This is a genomic window from Streptomyces marincola, from assembly GCF_020410765.1.
GTDB lineage: Bacteria > Actinomycetota > Actinomycetes > Streptomycetales > Streptomycetaceae > Streptomyces > Streptomyces marincola.
Genome location: NZ_CP084541.1, coordinates 3,698,582 through 3,724,929, shown reverse-complemented (window position 1 = coordinate 3,724,929; position 26,348 = coordinate 3,698,582). Strand labels below are relative to the sequence as shown.

Annotated in this window: 22 protein-coding genes and 2 tRNA genes; 11 read left to right on the top strand and 13 right to left on the bottom strand. The window is 74.2% G+C overall.

Annotated features, from left to right (window positions below):
• The first annotated feature begins 41 nt into the window (after positions 1-41).
• Together LC193_RS16215 and LC193_RS16210 are read left to right on the top strand one after the other, a co-directional pair.
• The gene (locus LC193_RS16215; protein ID WP_226074984.1) at positions 42-1,601 is read left to right on the top strand and encodes a DUF6851 domain-containing protein; all 1,560 of its coding nucleotides are present in this window, start codon (positions 42-44) and stop codon (positions 1,599-1,601) included.
• A gap of 188 nt (positions 1,602-1,789) precedes the next feature.
• The gene (locus LC193_RS16210) at positions 1,790-2,638 is read left to right on the top strand and encodes a transposase (protein ID WP_404819422.1); all 849 of its coding nucleotides are present in this window, start codon (positions 1,790-1,792) and stop codon (positions 2,636-2,638) included.
• Positions 2,639-2,717: 79 nt separating this feature from the next.
• Here the strand turns inward: LC193_RS16210 and LC193_RS16205 are convergent, their stop codons facing one another.
• Positions 2,718-3,353 (bottom strand): NAD(P)-dependent oxidoreductase, encoded by a 636-nt coding sequence (locus LC193_RS16205; protein WP_226074982.1) that lies wholly within the window; start codon positions 3,351-3,353, stop codon positions 2,718-2,720.
• Between the two features lie 91 nt (positions 3,354-3,444).
• On the opposite strand from LC193_RS16205, the gene LC193_RS16200 reads away from it, so the two are divergent.
• The gene (locus tag LC193_RS16200) at positions 3,445-4,062 is read left to right on the top strand and encodes a TetR/AcrR family transcriptional regulator (RefSeq protein WP_226074981.1); all 618 of its coding nucleotides are present in this window, start codon (positions 3,445-3,447) and stop codon (positions 4,060-4,062) included.
• 31 nt (positions 4,063-4,093) lie between these two features.
• On the opposite strand, the gene LC193_RS16195 is transcribed toward LC193_RS16200, so the two are convergent.
• Positions 4,094-4,837 carry a tetratricopeptide repeat protein gene (locus tag LC193_RS16195; RefSeq protein WP_226074980.1) on the bottom strand — a complete coding sequence of 248 codons (744 nt, stop codon included), beginning with the start codon at positions 4,835-4,837 and terminating at the stop codon, positions 4,094-4,096.
• Between the two features lie 355 nt (positions 4,838-5,192).
• Here LC193_RS16195 and LC193_RS16190 point away from each other — a divergent pair, with 355 nt between their 5' ends.
• Positions 5,193-5,948 (top strand): alpha/beta fold hydrolase, encoded by a 756-nt coding sequence (locus LC193_RS16190; protein ID WP_226074979.1) that lies wholly within the window; start codon positions 5,193-5,195, stop codon positions 5,946-5,948.
• 37 nt (positions 5,949-5,985) lie between these two features.
• Here LC193_RS16190 and LC193_RS16185 read toward each other — a convergent pair whose 3' ends face one another.
• Positions 5,986-7,191 carry an MFS transporter gene (locus LC193_RS16185; RefSeq protein WP_226074978.1) on the bottom strand — a complete coding sequence of 402 codons (1,206 nt, stop codon included), beginning with the start codon at positions 7,189-7,191 and terminating at the stop codon, positions 5,986-5,988.
• A 138-nt stretch (positions 7,192-7,329) separates the two neighbouring features.
• Here LC193_RS16185 and LC193_RS16180 point away from each other — a divergent pair, with 138 nt between their 5' ends.
• Positions 7,330-8,223: a LysR family transcriptional regulator gene (locus LC193_RS16180; RefSeq protein ID WP_226074977.1), complete on the top strand. Its 894-nt coding sequence runs from the start codon at positions 7,330-7,332 to the stop codon at positions 8,221-8,223.
• 36 nt (positions 8,224-8,259) lie between these two features.
• On the opposite strand, the gene LC193_RS16175 is transcribed toward LC193_RS16180, so the two are convergent.
• The 5 genes from LC193_RS16175 to LC193_RS16155 form a co-directional block, all read right to left on the bottom strand.
• A complete protein-coding gene (locus LC193_RS16175) occupies positions 8,260-9,054 on the bottom strand; it encodes an SAM-dependent methyltransferase (protein WP_226074976.1) in 795 nt (264 codons plus the stop codon).
• Positions 9,055-9,148: 94 nt separating this feature from the next.
• The gene (locus LC193_RS16170) at positions 9,149-10,063 is read right to left on the bottom strand and encodes an NAD-dependent epimerase/dehydratase family protein (RefSeq protein WP_226074975.1); all 915 of its coding nucleotides are present in this window, start codon (positions 10,061-10,063) and stop codon (positions 9,149-9,151) included.
• Positions 10,064-10,258: 195 nt separating this feature from the next.
• Positions 10,259-11,641 (bottom strand): geranylgeranyl reductase family protein, encoded by a 1,383-nt coding sequence (locus tag LC193_RS16165; protein ID WP_226074974.1) that lies wholly within the window; start codon positions 11,639-11,641, stop codon positions 10,259-10,261.
• Between the two features lie 297 nt (positions 11,642-11,938).
• Complete coding sequence (gene mgrA, locus LC193_RS16160; RefSeq protein ID WP_226074973.1) at positions 11,939-12,934, bottom strand: L-glyceraldehyde 3-phosphate reductase; 996 nt, start codon at positions 12,932-12,934, stop codon at positions 11,939-11,941.
• Between the two features lie 127 nt (positions 12,935-13,061).
• Entirely contained in the window at positions 13,062-14,594 is a 1,533-nt protein-coding gene (locus LC193_RS16155) for an alpha-N-arabinofuranosidase (RefSeq protein WP_226074972.1), read from the bottom strand.
• 55 nt (positions 14,595-14,649) lie between these two features.
• On the opposite strand from LC193_RS16155, the gene LC193_RS16150 reads away from it, so the two are divergent.
• From LC193_RS16150 to LC193_RS16135, 4 genes are all read left to right on the top strand, one after another.
• Positions 14,650-15,651 carry a LacI family DNA-binding transcriptional regulator gene (locus LC193_RS16150; protein WP_226078663.1) on the top strand — a complete coding sequence of 334 codons (1,002 nt, stop codon included), beginning with the start codon at positions 14,650-14,652 and terminating at the stop codon, positions 15,649-15,651.
• 247 nt (positions 15,652-15,898) lie between these two features.
• Positions 15,899-15,973: transfer RNA gene (locus tag LC193_RS16145), tRNA-Asp, on the top strand.
• A 4-nt stretch (positions 15,974-15,977) separates the two neighbouring features.
• Positions 15,978-16,054, top strand: a tRNA-Phe gene (locus tag LC193_RS16140).
• A gap of 156 nt (positions 16,055-16,210) precedes the next feature.
• The gene (locus LC193_RS16135; protein ID WP_226074971.1) at positions 16,211-16,693 is read left to right on the top strand and encodes a hypothetical protein; all 483 of its coding nucleotides are present in this window, start codon (positions 16,211-16,213) and stop codon (positions 16,691-16,693) included.
• Between the two features lie 118 nt (positions 16,694-16,811).
• Here the strand turns inward: LC193_RS16135 and serS are convergent, their stop codons facing one another.
• Together serS and LC193_RS16125 are read right to left on the bottom strand one after the other, a co-directional pair.
• Positions 16,812-18,098, bottom strand: a complete 1,287-nt coding sequence (gene serS / locus LC193_RS16130; RefSeq protein WP_226074970.1) for a serine--tRNA ligase — start codon at positions 18,096-18,098, stop codon at positions 16,812-16,814.
• Between the two features lie 375 nt (positions 18,099-18,473).
• The gene (locus LC193_RS16125) at positions 18,474-19,394 is read right to left on the bottom strand and encodes an SDR family NAD(P)-dependent oxidoreductase (protein WP_226074969.1); all 921 of its coding nucleotides are present in this window, start codon (positions 19,392-19,394) and stop codon (positions 18,474-18,476) included.
• Between the two features lie 179 nt (positions 19,395-19,573).
• On the opposite strand from LC193_RS16125, the gene LC193_RS16120 reads away from it, so the two are divergent.
• Positions 19,574-20,407 carry a helix-turn-helix domain-containing protein gene (locus LC193_RS16120; protein ID WP_226074968.1) on the top strand — a complete coding sequence of 278 codons (834 nt, stop codon included), beginning with the start codon at positions 19,574-19,576 and terminating at the stop codon, positions 20,405-20,407.
• Positions 20,408-20,546: 139 nt separating this feature from the next.
• Here LC193_RS16120 and LC193_RS16115 read toward each other — a convergent pair whose 3' ends face one another.
• Together LC193_RS16115 and LC193_RS16110 are read right to left on the bottom strand one after the other, a co-directional pair.
• Positions 20,547-23,228: a choice-of-anchor M domain-containing protein gene (locus LC193_RS16115; protein ID WP_226074966.1), complete on the bottom strand. Its 2,682-nt coding sequence runs from the start codon at positions 23,226-23,228 to the stop codon at positions 20,547-20,549.
• A 151-nt stretch (positions 23,229-23,379) separates the two neighbouring features.
• Entirely contained in the window at positions 23,380-24,030 is a 651-nt protein-coding gene (locus LC193_RS16110) for a TIGR03769 domain-containing protein (protein WP_226074964.1), read from the bottom strand.
• Between the two features lie 737 nt (positions 24,031-24,767).
• Between LC193_RS16110 and LC193_RS16105 the strand changes: the two genes are divergently transcribed.
• On the top strand, positions 24,768-25,463 hold the full coding sequence (locus LC193_RS16105; RefSeq protein ID WP_226074962.1) for a class I SAM-dependent methyltransferase: 696 nt from the start codon (positions 24,768-24,770) through the stop codon (positions 25,461-25,463).
• Positions 25,464-25,512: 49 nt separating this feature from the next.
• On the opposite strand, the gene LC193_RS16100 is transcribed toward LC193_RS16105, so the two are convergent.
• Positions 25,513-26,259 carry an SDR family NAD(P)-dependent oxidoreductase gene (locus LC193_RS16100; protein ID WP_226074960.1) on the bottom strand — a complete coding sequence of 249 codons (747 nt, stop codon included), beginning with the start codon at positions 26,257-26,259 and terminating at the stop codon, positions 25,513-25,515.
• Between the last annotated feature and the right edge of the window lie 89 nt (positions 26,260-26,348).

Sequence of the window (26,348 nt, the reverse complement as noted above, 5' to 3'; positions counted from 1 at the left end):
GCCGGCGACCGCGGGGGCGGTCGCCCGAAGGGACGGTACTCATGGCTGGAACCAGAGGCCGCGGGCCGCGGCGCGCACGCGGCCGTGCGGTGCTCGCGTGCGCCCTGGTCGCGACCTTCGCGTTCGGCGGGCACGCCACCGCGGAGCCGGGCGGCGGCGAGCCGGAGGCGGCGCGGCACGCGGACCGCTTCGACTTCAGACGGGGCAACGCCGCCCTTGAGGTCATCGTGCCGGACGCGCAGGACAGGCTGCGGCAGACGGTGTCGCCGCACGGCATGGACGCGCCGCTCGTGCTGCGCTACGTCGCGGTCCTTGAGACCGCCTGGTTCGACGCGGTCGCGCCGTACCATCCGACGGCCGTCGGCATCTACTCCGACCTGGGGCGGCGCCCGGCCCGCGAGACGCGCGACAACCGGCACGTCAACACCGCCCTGCTGTACGCCTCCTACCACGCGCTGATGTCGCTGCTCCCGCAGCACGAGGCGGACTGGCGCGCGATGCTGACGGACGTGGGGCTCGACCCCGACGAGGACACGACGGACCTGCGGACGGCGGCGGGCATCGGCATCGCCGCGGGCCGCGCGGTCGTCGAGCACCGCGTGCGCGACGGCATGAACCAGCTGGGCGACGAGGGCGGCGTCGAGTACCACCGCGTGCCCTACTCGGACTACACCGGCTACGTTCCGGTCAACACCGGTCACGAGCTGCGTGATCCGGGCCGGTGGCAGCCGGCCGTGGTGTCGATGGGCAACGGCATCTTCCGCACGCAGAACTTCGTCACCCCGCAGTTCGGCAGGACCGACGCGTTCTCCTACGACGACGTGGAACGGTTCAGGGCCGCGCCGCCGCACGACAGCGACCCGGAGAACGAGGAGGCGTACCGGGCGCAGGCCGACGAGGTGCTGGCCGTGTCCGCCGCGCTGACCGACGAGCAGAAGATGACGGCGGAGTTCTTCGACGACAAGCTGCTCTTCCTCGGCGGCGGCTTCTCGGCCGAGACCGCCGCAGCCCCGGGCCGCGGGCGCCCCGGGGGCGCCGAGGAGCTGATCGCGTTCGTGCACACGGCGGCGACGCTGCACATCGCGGCGTTCGACGCGGCCGTCGCGATGTGGGACAGCAAGCTCGCGTACGACGCCCCGCGCCCGTTCACCGCGATCCGCCACCTGTACGCGGGCGAGGAGGTCACGGCCTGGGGCGGTCCCGGCCGCGGCACCGTCGACGACCTGCCGGGCGAGCACTGGAACAGCTACCTGCCCGTGGGCGACCACCCCGAGTACCCGTCAGGCTCGGCCGGCATCTGCGCCGCCGCGGCGGCGGCCGGCGAGCTGGTGGGCGGCACGGACCAGGCGGGGATCAGCTTCACCTACCCCGCGGGCTCCTCGTGGATCGAGCCCGGTGTCACCCCGGCCGAGGACCTGACGCTGAGCTGGGACACGTGGCAGGAGTTCGCCGCGTCCTGCGGCGAGTCGCGCCTGTGGGCGGGCGTCCACTTCCAGCCCTCCATCGACGCGGGGCTCGACATCGGCGCGGAGATCGGCCCGCTGGCGCACGCCTTCGTCGCCGGCCACATCGAGGGTTCGCCGTCCAGGACCCTGCGCTGAACCGGCGTCCGCCCGGGCCCGGCGGCGGGCGCCGCGCCCGGGCGGGCACCCGCGCCCCCCATGACCGATGTCATGGGCGGCGCCCGCGTTCCTCCCGCGCATCAGGTGACGGAATGCGCATGGTTTCCGCGCGTCCGGCCGCATAGGTTCGCCTCACCGAAACGTGCGCACGGGGAGGGAATTCTCGGATGAGCGGTACGGTCCACGCGTTCGCCGCCGATGACAGGCGCCGGTGTTCCTCAGGGCTCAGGAAATTCTTCCGCTCCGTCGAGGACGTGTTCGTCCGGGAGGAGCCGAGGGAGCAGGCGTTCGCCTACCTGTGCGAACTGCTCTCCCACCCGTACGCCGGCGGCCCGGTGAGCACCGACGGCCGCAACAGGCTGCTGACCACGGCACGTTGGGACGAGGACCGGGTGCGGGACCGGATTCGCGACATGGCCGCGAGCCAGGTGGGGAACGGCGGCACGCTGCTGGTCACCGAGCAGGGATTCCTCAAGAAGGGCAGCAATTCCGCCGGTGTGGAACGGCAGTTCTGCGCCGCTTCTGGGCGGTCCGGCAATTACCAGATAGGGCTTTTCCTGCTGTGGGCCGACCAGTACGGAACGGTGACCGCGATCGACAGGGAATTACTGCTGCCGCCGTCCTGGCTCGTTTCGCCGGCACGCCGCCGCAGCGGCGGCATTCCGCCCGATCTGCCGCCCGCGACCAGGGACCGGCTCGCGGAGGGCATGATCGCCCGCGCGCTCGGCCCGGTGGCCCCCGCCCGCGTCGTCGCCCCGCCGACTCCCCGGGTGACGGCCCTGCTGGCCGGGCACGGCATCCCGCACACGGCCACGGCCGGCGCCGAGGCCGACGGGGCCGCCCGGTTCTTCCGCGCGGCCCGCCACCGGGCGGGGCTCGACCGCTACTCGGCCAGGCAGTGGCGGGCGTGGTACCGGCACATGACCCTGTCGATGCTGGCGCACGCGTACCTGACCACCACCCGGCCCGCGACCGCCGCGCGGCCCCTGCCCGCCACGGCGCGGGCCGCCGCGTGACGCCGACGCGCGTTCGAGAGAAGCCGGCGCGCGTTCACGGGAAGAGGCGCGCGGCCGATCAGCGGGCGGCGCCGACCGTTCAGTAGGCGACACCGACCGGTCGGCCGAACGTCTCCGGCTCGTCGAGCGCGGCGAGCATGGCGTGGGCCAGGTCGGCGCGCGCGATGGTCCGGCCGCCGCGCACGTTTCCGCCCACCTCGCGCCGGTAGTCGCCGGTCAGCGGCCCGTCGAGCAGCCGCGGCGGGCGGATCACCGTCCAGTCCGCGTCGGCGGCCCGCAGCGCCGCCTCCATGCCCGCCAGGTCCCGGTAGACCGCGCGGAACGCCCGGCCGATCAGCGGGTGCAGCACCGCGCGGTAGGCCAGGCTCTCGCCCTCGGGCATCGGGCCGACGGGCACCGCGCTCACCGCCACGACGCGCCGCACGCCCACGGCGGCCATCGCGTCGAGGGCGGCCCGGGTGACCGAGGTGACCACACCGGCGCCCCGGTTGTTCGTGCCGAGGGCGGACAGCACCGCGTCCCGCCCGGCGAAGACCTTCGCGAGCGCGTCCGCGTCCGTCTGGTCGGCGACCCGCGCCACCTCGGGCTCCGGCCGCTCCCCGGCCAGCCGGGCCGGGTCGCGGACGACCGCGACGACCTCGTGCCCCGCCGCCAGCGCCTGCCGGACGAGGTGCCGCCCCGTGCCGCCGGTCGCTCCGAGTACGGCCAGTCTCATGGCGCCGCTCCTTCACTGGGTGGGTGAGTGTTCACTCACCACTAGTGTGAGGGCAGCCGAGCCGCTCCGTCAAACCTGTGAGGACCCAGCCGTGGCGTCGACCCGCGACCGCATCCTGACCGCCGCCGAGGAGTTGATGCGCGACATCGGGCTCGCCCGCGTCACCACCAAGGAGATCGCGCGCGCGGCGGGCTGCTCCGAGGCCGCGCTGTACAAGCACTACCGCGGCAAGGAGGAGATCTTCGTGCGGGTGCTTGAGGAGCGCCTTCCGTCCGTCGGACCGCTCATCGCCCGGCTGACCGAGGACCCGGGGGGCAGGAACGTCCACGACTGCCTCGCGGACATCGCCGTGCACGCCGTGCGGTTCTATGCGGCGAGCACGCCGATCGCCGCGTCGCTGTTCGCGGAGCCCGCCCTGCTGCGCCGGCACCGCGCCGCGCTGCGGCGGCTGGAACGCGGCCCCGAGACGTTGTTCCTGTCCCTGACCGGCTACCTCGAACGCGAGCGCCGCGCCGGACGGCTCGGCGCGGCGGCCGACCCTGCGGCGGGCGCAGCGCTGCTGCTCGGCGCCTGCTTCCAGCGGGCGTTCCTCGGTCACTTCTGGGACGAGGAACCGGCGCGGGACCTCGACGCGTTCGCGGACGGGCTGGCCCGCACCCTGCTCGACGGGCTCGGCGGGCCGGGCGGCACAGGCGGTCCCGGCCGCTGAGCCGCGCATCCAACGGCCGCCAGGCGCGGGCTCATCGGCCGGGCGGGGGGCCGACCGCGTCGAGGGCGGCGCGGGTCTGCCGCGTCAACTCGTGCTTCGGGCCGAGGGCGCGCGTACAGCCGTCGTGCAACTCCGCGAGCAGCCGGGCCGCCTCGTCGGTGCGGCCCATGGCGTGCCGGGCGGCGGCGAGGTTGCCGCCCGCCGCGAGCGTCTGGACGTGCTCGGGGCCGAGGGTGTCCGCGTAGTGCTGCCACGTGCTCTCCAGCAGGGCGGCGCCGCGCTCGTGCTCCCCGGTGGAGAACAGCACCGCGCCGAGCACCGCGGCGGTGTCCAGCGTGTCGGGGTGCCCAGCCCCCAGCACGGCCTCGCGGTGTTCGAGCGTCGTGGTGAGCAGCGTGATGCCCTGCGTGGGTTCGGCGCCGATGACCAGGGCCGCGCCCAGGTTGTGCGCGTAGCCGAGGGTCCTCGGGTGGGCCGGGCCGTCCACGACGGTGCTGCGCTGGTACGCCTCCCGGTGCATCGCCTCCGCCTCGGGCAGCCGCCGCAGCCGGTACAGGACGTGGCCGAGCGCGTCGTAGAGGGAGACCGTGGTGGCGTGCCTGAACCCGAGGTGGCGCTCGTAGTCGCGCAGCAGCGCGCGCATCAGCTCCGCGGCCTCCTCGTGCAGGCCGGCGTCGAGCAGGCGGGCCAGCGCCCGTTCCCGTTCCGCCGTCTCCTCCGGCAGCGCGGCCGGCCCCTCGGGTCCGCCCGGTTCCTCCCGGCGTCCGAACTGCATGCTGCGAGAACCTCCTCGTGTGGGTCGCCGCCCGGGTGCGCGGACCGGCGTCCGCCGTCCGCCCCGGCCCCCCGGCCTGGGCGCGGGCCCGCCCGGTGCCTACCCCGCATCGGCGGGGGGAACCGGCCCGGCGCGCATCCGCGCGCACCCGCCGCGCACCGCGCCGCGCAGTCTCGGTCACGACTGCGAATTTGATTCGCCGTTCCCATCCCGCTGAATCCTCGGACCACTCCGCTCTCGCGGCGTCGGAAACTTCTGCTCGACCGCACCGCATTCCGCCGTTAGAGTGAGCGGCATGCCTTCTCCTTCTTCTTCCCCTTCTCCTTTTCCTGCCACTCGGAACCCGGCCCCTCTTGTGCGCGGACAGGGGCCCGCGCTGCTCCTCGCGCACGGCGCGGGGAGCGATGTCGAGGACAGTTTCGGACCCGTGCTCGGCGCGCTCGCGGAACGTCGCACGGTCATCGGACCCGACTACCCCGGCTCGGGCGCCACACCCCTGCCCGACGGTCCGCTCACACTGGACGCGCTGGCCGACCACATCGTGTCGGGCGCGGCCGAGGCGGGCTTCGAGACCTTCGCGATCGCCGGGTTCTCCATGGGTACGGCCGTCGCCGTGCGCGCGGCGGCCCGCCACCCCGAGCGCGTGCGCGCTCTCGTGCTCTCCGCGGGCCTCGCCCGCCCGAACGCGCGCACCCGGCTCGCGGTGGACACGTGGCGCGCCTGGTGGGAACGGGGCGCGGACGACCCCGCGCTCGCCGCCTACCTCTCCCTTCTCGTGGGGAGTGTCGATTGGCTCGAAGGGCGAGAGGAAAAAGAAATAGCGGAACAGGTGGAGATATTCTCTGCGGGCTCTCCGCCCGGCACCGGCAAGCATTTGGAATTGCTCGCTTCGATCGATGTCCGGGCGGATCTGCCGCTCATCAAGGCGCCCACACTGGTCGTGTCACCGAGCGCCGACCTCCTCATCACTCCTGTTCACTCACGCGAACTCGCCGCGGGAATTCCAGGGGCGCGCCTGGCCACCGTGGACGCGGGGCACGCCATCGCGGCCGAACAGCCCGCCGCCTGGGCCGCGTTGATCACGGAGTTCCTCGACGCGGTGGACGGCTGAGGCCCGCCCCCCGCGCGGGCGCCGGGCGCGGCGGGCCTCAGAGCCTGCCGTGCTCCGGCGCCCGCCCGAGCAGGACGACCGCGCACGCGCCGCCGGCGAGCACGCAGCCGAGCCACATCACCGCCGTCGTCCCGATGCCGTCCGCGGCCAGGCCGCCGGCCAGCGCGCCGGCGGCGATGGCCGCGTTGAACACCCCGACGAACAGCGCGGACGCCGACTCCCTGGCCTGCGGGGCCGAGGCGAGCAGCCAGGTCTGGGTGGCCACCGAGACGCCGCCGTAGGACAGGCCCCACACCACGAGCAGCGCCGCGGCCACCGGCACGGAACCGCCGGTCGACGGGACGAGCGCCACCGTGGCCGCGAGCACCGCGCCGATGACGAGCAGCGTGCGGCGCGGGGAGCGCACGGCGCCCGCGCCGGCGGCGAAGTTCCCGATCACGCCCGCGACGCCGTAGCAGAGCAGCAGCGTGCCGATCAGCCCGTCCTCTGCGCCCGACACCTCCTCAAGCACGGGCCGCACGTACGTGTAGGCCGCGAAGTGCCCGGTGACCAGCAGCGCCACCACGGCGAGCCCGGTCAGCACGCGCGGGTCGCCGCCGAGCCGCAGCACGCCGCCGAGGCGCGCCGGCCGTTCCCCCGGCAACGGGGGCAGCAGCACGGCCAGCGCGATCAGCACCGCGACCGCGAGTCCGGCGACGGCGACGAACGCGGCCCGCCAGTCGGCGAGTTCACCGATCCAGGCGCCCGCGGGCACGCCGAGCACCGAGGCCGCGGCGACGCCGCTGAAGACGAGCGAGGTCGCCGTTCCCGCGGACGCGGCGGGCACCAGCCGGGCCGCGAGCCCCGCGGCGATGGCCCACACCGCGCCCATGCCGAGCCCGACAAGGACGCGGGCCGCCATCATGACGCCGAAGCCGGGCGCCCAGGCTGCCAGCAGGTTCCCGGCCGCGAGCAGCACCATCAGCAGGCACAGCAGCCACCGCCGGTCGGCGCGCCCGAACGCGGGCGTCAGCAGCGGCGCGGAGAGCGCCGCGACCAGGCCCGTGACGGTGAGCGTGAGGCCCGCGGTGCCCTCGGAGACCCCAAGCGACGCGCCCATCGGCGTCAGCAGGCCCACCGGCAGCATCTCCGCGGTGACCACGGTGAACGTCGCCCCCGTGACCGCCGCGACCGCCGCCCATTGCCGCGCGGACGCGCGGGGCGGCGCGGGCCTCGTGTCCTTGTGTCCATCCGTCCGAGTCATGCGGTCAGCCAACCGCCGGGCGGGATGCGGGAACAACGGCGAATCCCTCACCCTTCCATGAGCGGGGCTCATCGATCCGCCCCGCCCCGCCGCCCGCCTGCCCGTCCCACCCGCCCGCCAGAAGGGAACACCGGCCCGTTGAACGGCATCGAGATCCGCGAACTTGAGGCGTTCCTCGTCCTCGCGCGCGAGTTGCACTTCGGCCGCGCCGGGGAACGCATGTACGTGTCCCAGAGCCGGGTCAGCCAGTTGCTGCGGTCGCTGGAGCACCGGGTGGGCGGCCGGCTGGTCGACCGCACGAGCCGCCGCGTGCGGCTCACCCCGCTCGGGGAGCGCTTCCTCGACGAACTGGGCCCCGCCTACGCGGCGTTGCGTGCCTCGCTCGACAACGCCCGCGCCGCGGCCCGCGGCACGAGCGGCACGCTGCGCGTCGGGTTCCAGGGCACGGTGGACGACCATCTCGCGGACGCGCTGGCGTGCTTCGCCGCCCGCTGCCCCGACGCCGCCGTCGAACTGGTGGAGGTGCCGCTGTCGGACCCGTTCGGCCCGCTGCGCCGCGGCGAGTTGGACGCGGCGGTCGTCCTGCTGCCGGTGCGCGAGGACGACCTCGCGCTCGGGCCGGTGTTCTCGCGCGAGCCGCAGACGCTCGCGGTGTCCGCGCGGCACCCGTTCGCCTCCCGCGCCGAGCTGTCGGCGGAGGACCTGGCCGACGCGCCGCTGATCGGCGTCTGCGCCCCGGCGCCCGCGTACTGGCGCCGGGCGCAGGCGCCGGAGCGCACGCCGGGCGGGCGGCCGGTGCCGGCCGGGCCCGAGGTCAACACCCTCCAGGAGGGCCTGAGTCTGGCCGCCGCGGGCCGCGGCGGCATGCTGCTGTGCCGTTCCACGGCCGCCTACCACGCCGGGCGCCGCGCGGTGGCGTTCGTGCCGGTGACCGGGCTGCCGGACTCGGCGCTCGGGCTCGTGCGCCCGCGCGGCCCCGCCGCCCCGCTGGTGGAACGGTTCGCGCGCGCCGTCGCCGACTCCCTGCCCTGACGCGCGGGGGCCCGCCGGGCCCCCGCGCGGGGCGCGTCACGGCTTGCGGGCCACCCCGCCGTACTGGTGCACCTCGGCCGGCAGGCCGAACGCCAGCGCGTCGGGCCGCCACCGGGAGCACGAGACGACGCCGGGTTCGAGCAGGTCGAGCCCGTCGAAGAACTCCGCGATCCGCTCCGGGGAGCGCAGGATGTACGGCACGGCGCCGCCCTCGTTGTAGCCGCGGATCGCCGCCACGTACTCCTCGCTGGTGTCCGTGCTGTCGTAGTGCACGAGGTAGCTGCCCGGCGGCAGCGCGGCCGTCAGCCGGCGCACGATCGCCTTCGCCTCCCCGAAGTCCTCCACGTGCCCCAGGACGCCCATCAGCATCAGGGCCACCGGCCGGTCGAAGTCCAGCGTGCCGGCCGCGGCCCGCACGATGCCCTCGGGATCGAGCAGGTCGGCGTCCAGGTAGTCGGCCGCGCCCTCGGGCGCGCTGCCGAGGAGGGCGCGGGCGTGCGCGAGCACCAGCGGGTCGTTGTCGACGTAGACGACGCGGGCCTCGGGCGCGACCCGCTGGGCGATCTCGTGGGTGTTGTCGACGTTCGGCAGCCCGGTGCCGATGTCGAGGAACTGCCGCACCCCCGCCTCGCCCGCCAGGTGCCGCACGGCGCGCGCCAGGAAGTACCTGGCCGCCTTGGCCCCGTCCACGATGCCGGGGAACGTCGCGCGGAACCGGTCCCCCGCCTCGCGGTCCACCGCGTAGTTGTCCTTGCCCCCGAGCCAGTAGTTCCAGATGCGGGCCGAGTGCGGGACCGCGGTGTCGATGGGGACCTGGGGCTGCTGGGGCATCGTCGCTCCTTCTGGGGCCGGCGGCGCGCCGGGGCGCGCGCGTGCGCCCCGGCCGCCTGCCATTCTCCCGATGTGACAGCGCGCGGCAACCCGGCTACTCGGGACGGACGTTCTCCTTGATCCAGTCGGTGACCGAGGCGTGCGCGGGCCGCCAGCCGAGCGCGGCGCGCGGCGCGGTCCCGCGCACGCGGCTGTTGGAGCCGAGCGCGTAGACGGCGGGCTCGTAGCCCCACTCGGCCACGGCCGACTCGACGTCGAGCGGCTCGGGCCCGCGCGCGCCCAGCGCCTCCGCGATGGCGGCGGTGAGGGCGCGGAAGTCCGACTCGCCGTTCTCCACGAAGAAGAACGAGCCGGGCTCGGCCCCGTCGAGCGCCCGCAGGTAGAGGTCGATGACGTCGTCGAGGTGGACGTGCGACCAGATGTTCGCGCCGCGGCCCACGTGCCGGGCGACGCCGGTCCTGCGGGCGGTGGCCACCAGCCGCGGCACCTGCACGCTGTCCCGGCCGAGGCCGAGCCCGGTGCCGTAGATGAGGCTGTTGCACAGCACGACGGCGCGCACGCCCTCGCGCGCGGAAGCGAGTACGCCCCGGTCGATCGCCACGCGCGGCGCCTTGTCCGGCTCGGGCCGCCAGGGGCCGCCCTCGGCGATGTCGGCCTCCGTGAACACCTCGTCGCTGTGCTCGCCGCCCGACGCCTCGCCGACGATGCTCGAACCGCTCGTGTGCAGCAGGGCCTTGCCCGAGCCCGCGAGCGCGCGGGCGAGCACGTCGGCGGCGCCCGCGTGGTCGCTGTCGGCCGCGTTGACCACGGCGTCGGCGGCGCGCGCCTCGACGGCCAGCACGTCCGCGTCGTCGAGCGAGCCGGCCACCGGCTCGACGCCGAGCGCGGAAAGACCGCTCGCGGCCGAGGCGGAACGCGTCAGGCCGCGCACCCGGTGCCCGGCCTCGACCAGCCGGACGGCGAGCGAGCCGCCGATGTAACCGGTCGCGCCGGTGAGGAAGATCCGCATGGAGGCGCCTTTCCTGTTCTTTCGAGAGCGGGTCTCGGGAACGGGCCCCGTCGGCCCGGCCGTCCGGGGCAACGTTCCCACCGCGAACGGGCATTCCCCGCCCTGCCACGCCCGCCCGTCCCCCGGCGGCCGGCGCGTTCGGCACCGCGCGCGCCCACACCCGCGCCCGTTCGGCAGCGGACGATCAGCGCCTGATCAGCGCCCCCGCTCCCCCGGCCGCGCCGGCGCCGACACCGGCGCCGCGCTCGCGGCCACGCCCCCCGCGCGCGCCGCGCGCCGGCGCGCGGTGCGCGGCGCGGGCACGGGCGCGGGAACGACGCGCACCAGCGCGTTGATGACCCGGTCCTGCACGTCGCCGCCGCGGTCGTCCGTCAGGTTCCCCAGCAGCCGGATCATCCAGCGCATCGCGGCGGGCGAGGTCACAAGACGCCTGCTGAGCAGCGACGCGACCGCGGGGCGCGTCAGCAGCCCGGCCCACGCGTTGCCGAGGCGGTAGTAGCGCCCGTTCCGCCGCAGCACCTCGTAGGGGTAACGCTGCAACGCCCGCTCCCGCCACGGCCCCGCGGGCCGCGCGAGCGCGTCGGTGACGACCTCGGCGGCCAGTTCGCCCGACTCCAGCGCGTACGGGATGCCCTCGCCGTTCCACGGGCTGACCATGCCGCCGCAGTCCCCCGCGAGCAGCAGCCCGCGCGTGTAGTGCGGCAGCCGGTTGTAGCCCATCGGCAGCGCGGCGCCGCGCAACGGCCCGTCGGCGCTCGCCGCGTCGCGCAGCCCCCACGCCGCGGGCGTGCGGGCCAGCCACGCGTCCAGCAGCCCGCGGGTCTCGCAGGGGCCGGCGCGGCGGTCGTTGATCAGCCCGAGCCCCACGTTCACCCGCCCGTCGCCCATCGGGAAGACCCAGCCGTACCCGGGCAGCGGCGGCCCGCCGGGGCGTACCCGCAGGTCGCCCCAGATGTCGAGGTACGGATCGTCGTGCCGCGCGGCCGTGCGGTGGTAGCGGCGGACCGCCGTCGCCATCGGCCGGTGCGGGAGGCGGCTCAGGCCGAGGGCGACCGCCAGGCGCGCCGACACCCCGTCCGACGCGATCACCACGGGGGCGGCGCAGATCACCGGCCGCTGCCCCGCGCCCATCACGGCGCGCACCCCGCACACCCGCCCCGCGCGGTCGAGCACCGGGCCCGTGACCCGGGTCGAGGTGAGCAGGCGCGCGCCCGCGGCGACCGCGCGGCGCGCGAGCAGGTCGTCGAAGTCGTGCCGCGAGCGGGTCAGCCCGTAGCCGGGGAACCGCGCGCTCTCGGGCCAGTCGACCTCGAACGACGTGTCCCCCGAGACGAACCGCACGCCCCGGTTCCGCTGCCAGCCCGCGCCGCGCGTGTCGACCCCCATGCGGACCAGGTGGTGCACGGCGCGCGGGGTCAGCCCGTCGCCGCACACCTTCTCGCGCGGGAACTCGGACTTCTCCAGCAGCAGTACCTCGTGCCCGTGCCGGGCGAGGTGGTAGGCGGCGGACGTCCCCGCGGGCCCCGCGCCCACCACGATGACGTCGGCGGACTCGGCGGGGAGCGAGCTTGTCGTCATGGCGCGGTGACCTCCCGGATGCGAACCGCGGAGACAGCGAGCCGGCCCCCGCGACCGCTGGTGGGGGCGGCGGGCCGGGGTTCACGGACTCCATACCCCTTCCCCGCCCGCACAACGCGCGGACGCCCGGCCGCCGTTGACCCGGCCGAGCGACTTCGGCCGCACACCCGGGCCCCGCAGGGCCGCCGTTCGCACGGCGGCGCGGCCCCGGACACCGCCGTCGCGGGCACCGGGACCGCGCCGCGCGGCGCCCCGGACGCCATGGGCGTGACGTCCGGGACGCGGGGGGCGCGCGGGTCAGGAGCGACCCAGCAGCGCCTCGATGTCGGCGAGTTCACCGGCCTCGAAGTCGAGGTTCCCGACGGCCGCCACATTGTCCTCAAGCTGCCGCACGCTGCTCGCGCCGATCAGCGCGGACGTGATCCGGCCGCCGCGCAGCACCCACGCGATCGCCATCTGCGCGAGCGTCTGCCCGCGGCGGCGCGCGATGTCGTTCAGGTCGCGCGCCAGCCCCACGGAACGCTCCACGCCCCCCGTGTCGAGGAACGGGCTCGACCCGGCCGCGCGCGACCCCTCGGGGATGCCGTTGAGGTAGCGGTCCGTCAGCAGCCCCTGCGCCAGCGGCGAGAACGCGATGGAGCCCGCGCCGACCTCGTCGAGCGCGTCGAGCAGGCCGTCCTCGACCCAGCGGTTGACCATCGAGTACGAGGGCTGGTGGATGAGCAGCGGCGTGCCGAGCTCCCGCAGGACGCGGGCGGCCTCGCGGGTCTGCTCGGGCGAGTAGTTGGAGATGCCCGCGTACAGGGCCTTGCCCTGGCGGACGGCCGAGTCGAGCGCGCCCATGGTCTCCTCGATGGGCGTGTCGGGGTCGGGGCGGTGCGAGTAGAAGATGTCGACGTAGTCAAGGCCCATCCGCTCCAGGCTCCGGTCGAGGCTGGAGAGCATGTACTTGCGCGAGCCCCACTCGCCGTACGGGCCGCTCCACATGTGGTAGCCGGCCTTGGTCGACACGATGATCTCGTCCCGGTAGGGGCGGAAGTCCTGGGCGAACAGGCGGCCGAAGTTGGTCTCCGCCGCGCCGGGCGGCGGGCCGTAGTTGTTGGCCAGGTCGAAGTGGGTCACGCCCAGGTCGAAGGCGCGGCGCAGGATGGCCCGCTGGTTCTCCAGCGGGGCGTCGTCGCCGAAGTTGTGCCACAGGCCGAGCGAGACGGCGGGCAGCTTCAGCCCTGACCGGCCGCTGCGCCGGTAGGGCATGGCGTCGTCGTAGCGGGCGGCGGAGGCGGCGTACGGCACGGGTTTTTCTCCTCGGTCGGCGCGGTCCGCGGGTGTCGAACCGCCGAATCCTGGCACATGCCGCCCGCCCGCGCCTCCGATTTCCCGGCGGCGCGGGCGGGCGAACGGTGCCTGCTGTCGGGGGCTGTCAGGTCAGGGGGGCTTCGATGGTCACGAACGAGTGCGGCGGCAGCTCGACGCGCAGCCCGCCGTTGTCCTCGGTCCGCCGCACGCCGTCGAACGCGCGGGGCGCGACCGTGCCCGGCGCTTCACCGGTGTTGTGCGCCTGGGGGCGGTCGGCGGTCAGGATGCGCGCGGTGTGCTCGCCCGCCACCCGGCCGCGCAGGTCGAAGGTCAGCGAGAGGCCGTCCTCGGCGTCCAGGTTGCTCACGGAGATCAGCAGCGTGTCGTCGCGGACGCTGGCCGACGCCGAGACCGTCCGCAACTCGCCGTCCCCGACGGCGCGCGCGGCGCCCGGCACGCGCAGGTGCACGTCCAGCGCGCGGGCGTCCTGGTGCCCCTTGTTCATCTCGAACACGTGGTAGGTCGGGGTCAGGATCAGCCGCTCCTGGTCGTCGGTCAGCACCATCGCCTGGAGCACGTTGACCGTCTGCGCGATGTTCGCCATGAACAGCCGCTCGGCGTGCCGGTGGAACACGTCGAAGTGCAGCCCGGCCACCAGCGCGTCGCGCAGGGTGTTCTGCTGGTGCAGGAAGCCCGGGTTGGTGCCCGGCTCCACCTCCCACCACGTGCCCCACTCGTCCAGCACCAGGCCGACCTTGCGGCCCGGGTCGTAGACGTCCATCACGGCCGAGTGGCCGCTGATCAGCCGGTCCACGCGCTGGGCGTTGAACAGCGTGCGGTAGTAGTCCTCGTTCCCAAACTGGGTCGCGCTGCCCTTGGCCTCCCACGTGCCGGCGATCGTGTAGTAGTGGAACGACAGGCCCTGGAAGAAGTTCTTCGGCGTCGCCTCGCAGCCGAAGCAGCTGATCTGCTTCATCAGCGTCTCGGTCCACGCGTAGTCGTCGTCGGAGGCACCCGCGGCGATGCGGTACAGCTTGTTGTCGCCGTGGTCGCGGCAGTACGTGGCGTACTGCCGCGCGAGGTCGGCGTAGTGCTCGGCGCGCATGTTGCCGCCGCAGCCCCAGGTCTCGTTGCCCAGGCCCCAGAACGGCACGCGCCACGGCTCGTCCCTGCCGTTGCCCCGGCGCAGCCGCGCCATGGGGCTGTCGCCCGGGCGCGTGAGGTACTCGACCCAGTCGCTCATCTCCTTCACCGTGCCGCTGCCGACGTTGCCGCTGATGTAGGGGTCGGCCCCCAGCAGGTCGCACAGGGCCATGAACTCGTGGGTGCCGAAGTGGTTGTTCTCCTCCACGTCGCCCCAGTGCGTGTTGACCATGCGCGGCCGGTCCTCGCGCGGGCCGATGCCGTCGGTCCAGTGGTACTCGTCGGCGAAGCAGCCGCCGGGCCAGCGCAGGTTGGGGATGTTCAGGCGCCGCAGCGCCTCGACGACGTCGAGGCGGATGCCGCCCTCGTTCGGGATGGGGGAGTCCTCACCCACCCAGAACCCCCCGTAGATGCACCGCCCCAGGTGCTCGGCGAAGTGCCCGTACAGGTGCCGGCTGATGACCGGCCCTTCGAGGTCGAGGTTGATGACGGCGGTTCCTGACCGGTCCGGCATGCGGAGGTACTCCTTCTCGTGGTGTGGCCGCGGGGATAATCGGCGCGTGGTGACGATGAGCGAGGTCGCGAAGGCCGCGGGGGTCTCGGTGATGACCGTGTCGAACGTCGTCAACGGCCACAGATACGTGAGCGAGGCCACCAGGGACCGCGTGCTCGACGCGATCGACCGCCTGGGGTACCGCGTCAACGTCGCGGCGCGCAGCCTGCGTTCGGGCAGCACGGGCGTCATCGGGCTGGCCGTTCCCGACATCGAGAAGCCGTACTTCGGCCAGCTGGCCGCGTTGATCATCGACCGGGCGGGCGCGCTCGGCTACCAGGTCGTCGTGGAGCAGACCGGCGCGACGCGCGAGAACGAGCTGGGCGCCCTGGCCCACTCGCGGCTGCGCCGCTACGACGGGCTGATCCTGAGCACCGTGCGGCTCGGGGACGAGGACGCCGACCAGCTGCGGTCCGACCTGCCCGTGGTGGTGCTCGGCGAGCGGCTGACCGCGCAGGGCTCGGTCGACCGCGTCGCCATGGCGAACGTCGAGGGCGCGCGTGAAGCCACCCACCACCTGATCGAACGCGGCTGCCGCCGGGTGGCCGCCCTGGGCGCGGAGCCCGGCTCGCGCCCCGGCGCGGGCGCCCTGCGCGCCGCCGGATACCGGCAGGCGCTCGACGAGGCCGGGCTGCCGTGGCGCGCGGAGCTCCAGGTGCGGTGCGGCTTCTCGATGGCGGACGGCGCGGCGGCGGTGCGGGTGCTGCTCGCCTCCGGCACGCCGTTCGACGGCGTGGTCTGCTTCACCGACACCATCGCGATCGGCGCGCTCCGCGCGCTGGCCGACCACGGTCTTGCCGTGCCGGACGACGTCCTGGTCGCCGGCTTCGACGACGTCGAGCAGGCCGCCTACACCGTGCCGTCCCTCACCAGCGTCGCGCCCGGCCACGCGGAGATGGTGGACGCGGCGTTGCGGATGCTCACGGAGCGCATCGCGGGCCGCAGGGACGCCGACGCGCACGAGGAGTTCACCGGACCGCACCGGCTCGTCGTCCGCCAGTCCACCGGCGGCCCCTGAGCTGCGAGAAGGCCCCGGAACCCCGCGGCAGTCGTTCACCCGGACCTCCGCCTCGACCCCGGCATTTGTATCGATAAAATACGACCGGGAAGAACATCGCACGCGCCCCCGCGCCCCGTCAAGGCCCTCGCGCCCCCACCTCCACCCGCCCACCACCCGCCCCCGCGGCCACGCGACTCGGCCGGGCCCGTCACCGTGATACGCTGCTTCAGCGACATCGGCCCGGTCAGGGCGTCGCGACAAGCCAGGTCCTGTGGAGCAGTTTGGAGTGCTCGCCACCCTGTCAAGGTGGAGGCCGCGGGTTCAAATCCCGTCAGGACCGCGCTGGCTGGGTAGCTCAGTTGGTACGAGCGTCCGCCTGAAAAGCGGAAGGTCGCCGGTTCGACCCCGGCCCCAGCCACCAGCTCTGACCAGCGAAAACCCCCTCCGGGGCCACCCCGGCAGGGGGTTTTTCATGCGTCTACGCCAACCGGTACGCCAACGGGCACCGCTGGGCCGCCGTGCGTCCCGATCCGGTCCGGCGGGAACCCCGGGGCCGCCGGGGCACGTCCTTCCGGGCATGACTGATTCGCCCGGTCACTCCCGTCCTGACGACGGCGCGGACCACGACGGCGACGAGGCGTCGCTGCGGCCCGGTCCGCTCTGGCGGCACACGTTGTGGGTGGTGGGTGTCACCCTCGTCGGGGTGTGCCTCGCCTGGGCCGCCGCGTCGTACCGTTTCGGCCCCGACGAGTTCGGGATGCCGCTCGCCACCGAGGGCCACGTGCGGCCCTACCTCGCGGCCTGGACCGCGACCGGCCTGGCGGCGGCAGCCGCGCTGCGGGCCGTCGCCGCCAGGGTCCCGCTCGACGGCCCCGAGGTGGTCGTGCTCGTGATCACCTTCATGGGCACCCGGGTCTCCCTCGGCTGGCGGCCGGACCCTGCGGTGGTGGCCGCGATGGCCGCCGCGGCACTGGTGGCGGCGCTCATCTGGTGCGCCCTCGCGCTGCGTCGGGGCCGGCGCCGGAGGCCCGTCGCACCCGGCGAACGAGAAGCCGGGTGAGCCACGTCGGCGAGCGTCGCGCCGAGTCCCCTCAGCGGAGTCGTCCCCGGCCTTCATGGTGACCTGCACGAGTCGTGTCGCCGTGCCGCAGATCCCAGGAGCGGGGACGACCTCCTGATCAGCGGGCCTTCGCGGGCGTCAGGACCGCCGCCGGGAACCAGGGGCGGAGCACCTCGGGAACGGCGACGGTCCCGTCCGCGCGCTGGTGCTGTTCGAGGAGGGCCGGCAGCAGGCGGCTGGTGGCGAGCCCGGAGGCGTTCAGGGTGTGCACGAACGGCGAACCGCCCCGGCTGGGCCGGTAGCGGATGTTGCCGCGCCGCGCCTGGTAGTCGCGGGCGTTGGACACCGAGCTGACCTCCACGTGGTCCGCGATGCTGGGCAGCCAGACCTCGATGTCGAACGTCTTCGCCATGGAGGCGCTGGTGTCCCCGGCCGCGAGGCGTGTGACGCGGTAGGCGAGCCCGAGCTCGGCGACCAGGCGTTCGGCCTTGGCCAGCAGCTCCTGGTGCGCTTCGTCCGAACGCTCGGGGTGCGCGAACTGGAACATCTCGACCTTGTCGAACTGGTGCCCCCGCAGCGTCCCGCGCTCGGCGGAGCGGTAGCCGCCGATCTCCTTGCGGTAGCAGGGCGAGTAGGCGAAATACCTCTTGGGCAGCTCGGCCTCGGGCAACGTCTCGTCCCGGTGCAGGTTGACCAGGGCGGTCTCCGAGGTGGGCAGCAGGAAGCGTTCCGGCCCCGCTTCCCCCTGCTCGATCGCGAAGACCTCGTCCGCGAACTTCGGGAACTGGCCGGCGGCGTAGCCCGCTTCGTAGGTCAGGATGTGCGGGGGCAGGACGAAGCGGTAGCCGTCGCGCACGTGGGAGGCGACGAAGTAGTTGAGGAGGGCCCATTCCAGGAGGGCCCCGTCGCCGCCGTAGACCCAGAAGCCGCTGCCGCCGAGCTTGGCACCCCGCTGGTAGTCGACGAGGTCGAGGGACCGCGCCAGCTCCACGTGGTCTTTCACCGGAAACGTAAACTCCGCCGGGGTGCCCGCGACCCGGACGACCTCGTTGCTCTCCTTGCCGCCGGCCACCACGTCGTCGTCGGGGATGTTGGGCAGCGGATCGAGGAACGCCCGGCACTCCCCCTCCAACTCCGCGAGACGGCGCTCCCACTCGGCCAGACGGGCCCCCGCGTCCCTGGCCCGGGCGTGGAGCTCCTCGGTGCTTCCGCCCGCCCGCCGGGCCCTGGCGATGTCGCCCGAGAGCCGGTTGCGGTCGGCCCGCAGCCGCTCCGTCTCCGTCCTGGCCCTGCGGCGTTCCTTGTCGAGGGCGAGGAAGGCGGAGAGGTCGACGTGTACCCCTCGCTTGTCCAGACCCCGTCGTACTCGGTCAGGATTCTCACGGATCATGGTGACGTCCAGCATCGCCGCGGCGCTCCCTCTCACTCGTCCATAGCCCGGAACGTCCCTTGGAAGCGCGGGCGAGAAGGGCCCCGCGGTGCCACCGCGCTTCACCGCCGCGTCGGGGCGACGGCCTCATTCGGGCCCGGTGACGGGGGCCGGCCGGCGGGGCATGGGGCGCGGGAACGCCGTTCCTCCCCGCGCTCAGGAGGGGATTCGCCTCGGGCGCGAGACTGTCTTCCCAGCTGCCGACAGCTCTCTGGACTCGCGTGATCCGCGGTTACTCGTCTCCGTCATCGCGTTGGCGGCAGCGTAGACCAGCCCTCGTCGCGCGGCAAAGACCGTTTCCCGCGCCGGCGCGGGGCCCGGCCGCCCCGGGCCGAGACGCCCCGGCGCGCCTCAGGACTGCTGTTCCAGCCAGTCCCACAGGGCCTGTTCGCGTTCGGCGTCGTACGACTCGGCGGACGACGAGGTCGCCCTGGTCCTGTGGATGTACGAGCCGGTGGCGGCCCGCGTCGTGCCGAGGATGACGTCGGCGAGCTTCCGTCCGGCCACGGGCGGGGTGTCGACGAGGGGCGTGACCTCAAGGAGCGGGATGAACCACTTCATCAGGAACGCGGCGGAGCCGCCGGCCTCCCGGGCGAGCCCGGTGCCGGTGACGAGGCTGGGGTTGTAGGCGAGGATGTCGATGCCCTCGGGGAGGCGCCGAGCCCATTCGTGGACGAGGTGGATCGAGCCGAGCTTGCTCGTGGTGTAGGCGCGCCGGCCGCCGGCCCTGACCTTGTCCGACCGGTCGAAGGCGCCCGGCATGGAGACGGTCGCCGGTCCCTTCCACTGGGGCGCGGGCATCGTGCCCCCGGTGTGCCTGAGGTCCCCGAAGTGGGCGTCGCTCACGGTGACGACGATGCGGGCCGGTGCGCGCAGGTGGGGGTGAAGTCGCCGGAGCAGCAGGTGGGTTGCCAGGACGTTGACGGCGAACGTCAGCTCGTACCCGTCCTCACTGGTGTGCAGGGCGTCGGAGAGGTGAACGCCCGCGTTGCAGACGATGGCGTCCATGGGCGGCAGCGCGCCGGCGTCCAGAAGGTCCTCGATCCCCGCCGCCGCGGTGTCGATCGCGGCCTTGCTCGCGAGGTTCGTCTCGATCGCGGAGACGTGCGGCGAGATCTCCTTCAGCCGAGGCAGTGCCCGCTCGTTCGACGGCCCCCGGCCGAGGACCACGAGATGGGTCTCCGGGCCGCGGCGCAGGAGGTCCTTCGCCGCTTCGAGGCCGATGCCCCTCGTCGCCCCGGTCATGACGACGGTTCGGGTCGGTGCGGTCATGGGTGAGTCCCCTTCTCGGGCTTCGGCGTGCCGGGCGGTGACGCGTTCCCGTCGCCGCCGGTGTACGTCCACCAATCTGTCCGGGGCCGGAGAAGCGAGGAAGACTCCGCCGAGCCTGGCACTGGCAGGGCCACACGGCGGCCCCTCCGCCCGCCGCGACCGGTGCCAGAATGCTGCGCATGGGTGGCAGAGATCGGACGGAGTTCGGGGAGTACCTGCGCCGGCGCCGCGCGGCGCTGGTCCCGGAGGAGCCGCCCAGCGGGATGCGCGCGTCGCGGCGGCGGGTTCCAGGGCTGCGTCGCCAGGAACTGGCCGATATCGCCGGTATTTCCGTGGAGTACTACACCCGCCTTGAGCAGGGCAGGGCGTCCAGCCCCTCGCGCGAGATCCTGGCCGCGCTGGCCCGCGCGTTCGAGCTGTCGAGGGCCGAACGGGACCATCTGTTCCGGCTCGGCGGCGAGCCGCCGCCCGGGCCCGAGTCGCCGGACGCCGTGATCCGTCCGGGGCTCCTGCGCCTCCTGCGCGGCCTGGACGACACGATGCCGGTCACCGTCCACGACGGCCGTCTCGACCTGCTGGCCCGCAACGCCGCCGCCGCCGAACTCCTCGGCCCGCTCCCTGGCGGCGGCCCGTTCGGCCGCAACATCGCCTATCTGGCCTTCACCGGCACCGAACTCGCCGACCTGCTCGGCGAGGAGGGAAGCGAGCAGTTCACGCGCGTCGCGGCGGCGGAACTCCGCACGGCGCTGAGCCGGTACCCCGACGACGCGTACCTGAGGTCCCTGTGCGCCGAACTGCTGGCCACCAGTGGGCGTTTCCGCGACCTGTGGGAACGCGGCGAGGTGCACGCGTGGCGCTCCGCGGAGAAGCACATGCGCCACCCCACGCGCGGCTGGCTCGGCTTCGGCATCGAGATGCTGCACGACCCGGAGCGGGACCACTGGATCATGCTCTACACGCCGCACGGCCCGGAGAAGCCGCGCCCCGCCGAGGACCGGCCGCCCCCCACGTGATGGCCCGGCGGGGCGGTGCCGCTCGGCGAGCGGGAGAAGCCGCTGGTCGGCCCGCGCCCGGTGGGAGCGCGCGCCGTTGCGGCCCGGCCTTGGAACGGAGCGGGCCCACGGCGGTCCGCCCCGTTCCCGGGGTGTGACGCTACGCCGCGCGCCCGCGCCGGGTGCGCAGCCAGGCCACCAGAGCGGCCCCCGTGCCCAGCAGCAGCGCACTCAGGGCGAGGATCCAGCCGACCTCCGCGCCGGTCCTGGCGAGACCGCCGCCGTTCGTGCCGGGTCCGCCGTTCGCGTCCGGTCCGCCGGTCGTACCGCCGGTGGCCGTTCCGCCGTGCGGGCCGGCCGGGCCGGGTCCCGCCGCGGGGGGCGCCGGGTCCGGGTCCGGGCGGGGGCCGGGGCCCGGCGCCGGGTCCGGCGAGGGATCGGGCGACGGGCCGGGCGCGGGGCCGGGGGGCGAGGCCGTCACCACCACCGGGGCCGAGGGCGCCGAAGTCTCCGACGGGCCAGCCGCGTTGACCGCATTGACCGTCGCCGTCCACGTGCCGGCCGGCACCTCCGTGAAGTCGGCCGACAGCACGTCCCCGGCGACTGCCCGGGTCAGCGGCTCACCCGACTCCGGGGTGAGGGTCACGCCGTAGCCGGTGATCGGGGAACCGCCGTCGGCCGGGGCGTTCCACGAGACCGACACGGTGGTCCCGTCCGCCGACGCCTCCGGCGCCTCGGGCGCCATCGGCACGGACGTCCCTGGCCCGGTGCCGTCGGCGCACGGGACGACGTCCTCTGCGTCGACGCGGCCGGGCGCGGTGCTGTCGGCCGGCCCGGCCAGGAACGTCAGGGTCTTGGTGACCGAGGTCGGTTGCCCGCCGGGAAGCGTCGCGCTCCAGGTGAGCGGGACGCAGTACACCCCCGCCGCCGAGAAGTCCCACCAGGTGGTTACCGCGCGGGAGGCGATCGGGAGTGCCGTGGAGGTCAGCGCGGGGTCGGCGGAGGACAGTCCCCGGGGGCTGAGCGGGTCGGAGATGTTCTCGTAGCGGAACGTGCCGGGTCCTGCGACCTCGCCGAGGCTGAGCGTGACCGCGGTGCCTGGCGCGACATCGGCGGGCGTGATCCCGCCGGTGTCCAGGACCATGCTCGTGGCGTCCCGCCAGGTGCCGTCGCCGCGCGGGGTGTCGGGGCGGAAGATGACGCGTTCCACGTCGACGTAGGTGTCCGGCTCCGCGACGGTTCCGGCCACGTCCGCGACCACCTCCAGTTCCCCGTCGTGCAGGTAGGAGGCCAGGGCGACGTTGCGGGTCGAGTGCGGCTCGTCGGCGATGTGCCGGTCCGGGGAGACCGGCGCGGGCACGGCCGGCGCGCCGGGTTCTGGCACGGTGATGTCCTGCTGGGCGCAGGGGGCGACCGATTCCGGGTCTTCGTGGTCGCCGACGACCATGGTCAGCAGGCCGGTGTCGCCGGACCAGTGGCCGTCGGCGAGTTGGCCGGTCACCGAGATCGACAGGCAGTACACGCCCGGCCGGGTGAAGGCCCACAGGGGGTGCGCGTGCGCGTGCGCGCCGATCTGGAACGCGGAGGGCGTGCCCAGCCTGGTGTTGAACCAGGAGCGGTTGCGGAGGGGGGAGGCGGTCGACACCAGGGCGACATCGGTGTCCTCCGGGTTGGCGACGCCGTCGCGGGTGAACCCGTTGAGGGAGAACGTCAGGGGCGACCGCAACCGGTCGGCGTCGAGGGACTCGGTGCTGAATCCCGGCCACACGTAGTTCTCTCGCGAGCTGCTGATCGGGAAGTACCAGTAGGGCGTGCCCTCGGGTCCTATCGCCGTCAGGTCCGACATGGAGGTGGGCGGGGGAACGGTCGCCGCCGGCGGGGTGCGGGCGATGACCACCTCGTCCCACGGGGTCAGTTCGGCGTTCACCCCCAGGGTGAGTTCGTTGTCGACGATGCCCGCCCGTATGTCGTGGTGGCCCTCGGTGATCGTCTCCCAGGGGCGCTCCCCCGGATCGCCGGGGCCGGGGTCGGCGCCATCCGGCGGTGCCACACCCACCTGGGCGCAGGGCCGCAGGTCGTCGGGCACCTCCTGGCCGACCACGATGGTGTAGGTCGCGGCGTCCCAGACGGTGCCGTTGCGCGCGGAGAGCACGTCGAGGTCGATGGTGAGGCAGTAGACCCCGGGGGCCGTCGCGTGGAGCACTTTGACCGTGTCGCCGTTCTTCGCTCCGGTCATCGGGGTCTGCGGGACGCCGTCCTGTGCCTGGGCGCAGTCCCAGGCGTGTGCGGGACCGTCCGGCACCCGCAGGGTGCCCGCCGCTTCGGTCGAGCAGTCCCGCAGCGTGAACCGCGCCGGTCGCTCCGCGTCGTCGATGTCGGCCTGGTAGGCGGCGTTCGGGCCGACGCCGTTGAAGGGGTTCGCGGTAGTCCCGCTCGCCAGGCTCATGCCGAACAGGACCCGGCCCGCGTCGCCGTTGAGGTACTCGTCGCGCTTGCCCGGTGTCGGGGGGAACAGGAAGTCGGCGTCCGCGGTGCGGTAGGCGCCGAGCGACGCGTCGAACTCGCGCTCGGTGAGGTGGAGGACCGCCTGCTCGGGCGCGTACCAGCGGTAGTCCGACAGGTCGGTCTTGTCGACCCAGCCCATTTCGAGGGACTCGACCTGGCCGTTCTCGCCCCGCATGAGCGGCGCGACGATGAGGTTCCCCTTGTCGAACACCACCGGCGGCACCGCGTCGCCCTCTGCCGCGCGGGCGGCGGTCGCGGTGGACGGGCTGAGCGAGGTGCCGACGATCACGGCGGCGGTGAGGATTTTCAGGGCGGAAGACAACGGGCGGGACACCACGACCTCATTTTTCGGTGGCCGTTCACCGGTGGTCGGTGACCATACGGCCGACGGCTGGTGGGCGGTCAGGACCGCGGGGGAACGATCGACGCGGACGGCCGGGGAGGGGCGGGCCCGCGGGCCCGCCCCTCCCCACTGGGCCCGGCCGCCGTCAGGAGACGACGAACGTGTAGGTGGAGGTCGACCCGGTCCACGAACCGAACGTGGTCGAGTTGTAGCCGTAGAACTTCAGCTCGTACGTCCCCGGAGCCGAGAACACCCACTTCGCGTGCTCGTGGAACGCGGAGGAACCGCTCCTGACCGAGAAGTCGTGGCGGTCACCGGCACCGTCGTACCAGGTCGTCCCGCCGTGCGACACGGTCACCGTCCCGGTGCCGGGCGTTCCGTTCGGGTTGGTGTGCACGACGCTGTCGAGCCGCAGCGCGAGCGTGTCGCCCGGGCTGAACGCCCCGCTGCTGATCAGGTTCGACGACCCTCCGAAGCCCGCGAAGGGGAGGTCATAGGCCACGGAGTCGCTGTAGCTCTCCGGGAGCACGTAGCCGCCGAGCGCCGGCGTGTGCGGTACCGCGATGTCCCAGGTGCCCGCGGGGACGGAGGGACCGGGGTCGGGGTGCGTGCGCAGCGTGAGGTTCGTGGCGCTCGTGGCCTCCGCGTACACGACGTCGATGTGGCCCGAGGTCCACGTCGCCGCGTGCGCGGGGCCGGCTCCGAAGATCGCTGCCGCCAGGGCCAGGACGATCGCCGCCAGCGGCGAGACGACCCGGGCCCGGACTGTCGTGGATCTTTCCTTCACTTCGGTCATCGCTGACTTCTCCTGTTCGCGGTGTTGGGCGCAGCGGGGATGGGCTGGGCGAGGACCAGTGCCCGTTCCGGCACGGGCGGCCGTCATGCCCCGCGTGGATCTGTGAGGTGACGGTGAGTGATCGCGGGCGGGCTTCCGGCTCTGACGGGGGCTCACGTGACGTGGAATCGGCACTGCGGGACCGGTCGCGTGGGCACCCACCGGCACAGACGAAAACGATTATCACTATTATCTTAGGGGTGTGTGATGCGGCCCTGTCAAGGAGGGCCTGTGCGGTCGGTGCGGCCGACTGGCCCGCTGTCGGCGGAAGTTGACGAACGATGTGGCGCGCGGCTCACGGCGGACCGGTGGACGCGGGACGGAACGGCGCACGACGCCGTCCGGCGCGGAGGCCCGCCGCGGGTCGGGCCGGAAGGGCTCCGCGCCCGGCCGCCTCGCGTAGCCCCGCGCGCCCCAGGGTCGCGGCCGTCAGCCGGGCGCGTTCACCCGCACCGCGCGCAGCGGCCCGGTCGGCGACGCCCTCCTCGACAGTGACCCCCTCGGGAGCCGCACGGCACCAGGCGCAAATCCCGTCGGACGGAGCCTGTCGATAACGGTTGTCGATGTCGACAGAAGGGGCGAAACCGGTCCGGCGTTTGCCGGAATGGCAACGACATTCGCGCCGCGGCGGACGTTCCGGCGAGAGTCGCGATCCTGCCCCGCCTCATCGCAGGCGGCCCGACCGACAGGGAGTGACCATGGCGCAGCAGCCCGAAGGGCCCACAGCGGAGGAACTCGCCGCGCGGACACCCGGGGAGTTCTGGGAGTCCCGCTATCGCGCATGGGCGGACAGCGGCGCCACCTGGGCGAGCCGCGTCAACCCGGTGCTCGCGGAGGTCGCGGGCGGGCTCCCGCCGGGAACCGCGCTCGACCTCGCGTGCGGGGCGGGCGGGGACAGCCTGTGGCTCGCCGCTCGCGGCTGGCGGGTCACGGCGGTCGACATCTCCCCCACCGCCGTGGACCGGCTCGCCGACGTCGCGCGCGCCCGGGGACTCGACGCGTCGGTCGCGACCGAATGCCACGACCTGGCCCTGACCTTCCCGGCGGGAGCGTTCGACCTGGTCTCGGCGCAGTACTTCCACACGCCCTACGACCTGCCCCGCGGCGCGATCCTGCGCACCGCGGCCCGGGCGCTGCGGCCGGGTGGGCGGCTCCTCGTCGTGGACCACGGCTCCCTCGCCCCCTGGTCCTGGAAGCCGGCCGCGGACGCCCGTTTCCCCACCCCGGACGAGATCTACGCCGGCATCGGCCTGCCCGCCTCGGGCTGGACCGCCGAACGGGCCGAGGCGCGGGACCGCCTGGCGACCGGTCCTGGCGGGCAGACCGCCACCGTCACCGACCACATCCTCGTCGTGCGCCGCGCGGTGGACGCGGACCCGGCGCCGGCCGCGTAGCGCGGGAGCCGGCCGCCCCGCGTGCCGGGCCGGCGGCCCGCCGTGCCGGTCAGTCCGGGATGGAGCTGACCAGGCCGCCGTCGATGACCAGGTCCTGGCCGTTGATGTAGGCGGCCTCGGCGGACGCGAGGAAGGCCACCGCGTCGGCTATCTCCTCCGAGCGGCCGAACCGGTGGGCCGGCACGCGGCTCCGGTTCGCGGCGGCCACCTCCGCCGGAAGGTCTGCCTCCGGGTACATCGGGGTGTCGATGTACCCGGGGCTGATCGAGTTGACGCGGATGCCGCGCGGGGCGAGGTCGGCGGCCAGGGTGCGGGCGAGGTTGTGCACCGCGGCCTTGGTGGCCGAGTAGAGGGAGAGGGCGCCGACGCCCCGGTGGAGGGTCCACGAGGCGTTGATGACGACGGCGCCGCCCTCGGGCATCAGGGGCAGCGCCTTCTGGATGGAGAAGAACACGCCCTTGAAGTTCACGTCGACCGTCAGGTCGAAGTCGGCCTCCGTGATCTCCGTGCAGGGCTTGAAGACCCCCACCCCGGCGTTGGCGAAGAGGACGTCCAGGCGGCCGTACCGCTCGCGAACGGTCTCCATCAGGGCGTCGAGGGCCGACAGGTCGGCGGCGTCCGCGACGACCCCGAGGGCTCCCTCGCCCAGGTCCTTGACGGCCGCGTCCAGCCGGCTCCGGTCCCGTCCGGTGATGACGACCTGGGCCCCCTCGCCCAGCAGGCGGCGCGCGGTGGCCAGGCCCATGCCGCTGGTCCCGCCGGTGACCAGGGCGACCTTGTCGGTGTATCGAGTCATGAGGGAAGGGTGCGGGCCCGCCGGGCCTGCGAACAGACCGAACTGATCCTGTGTGTGCCGCCACCAGGCAGCGCCGGGAAACCCCCGCG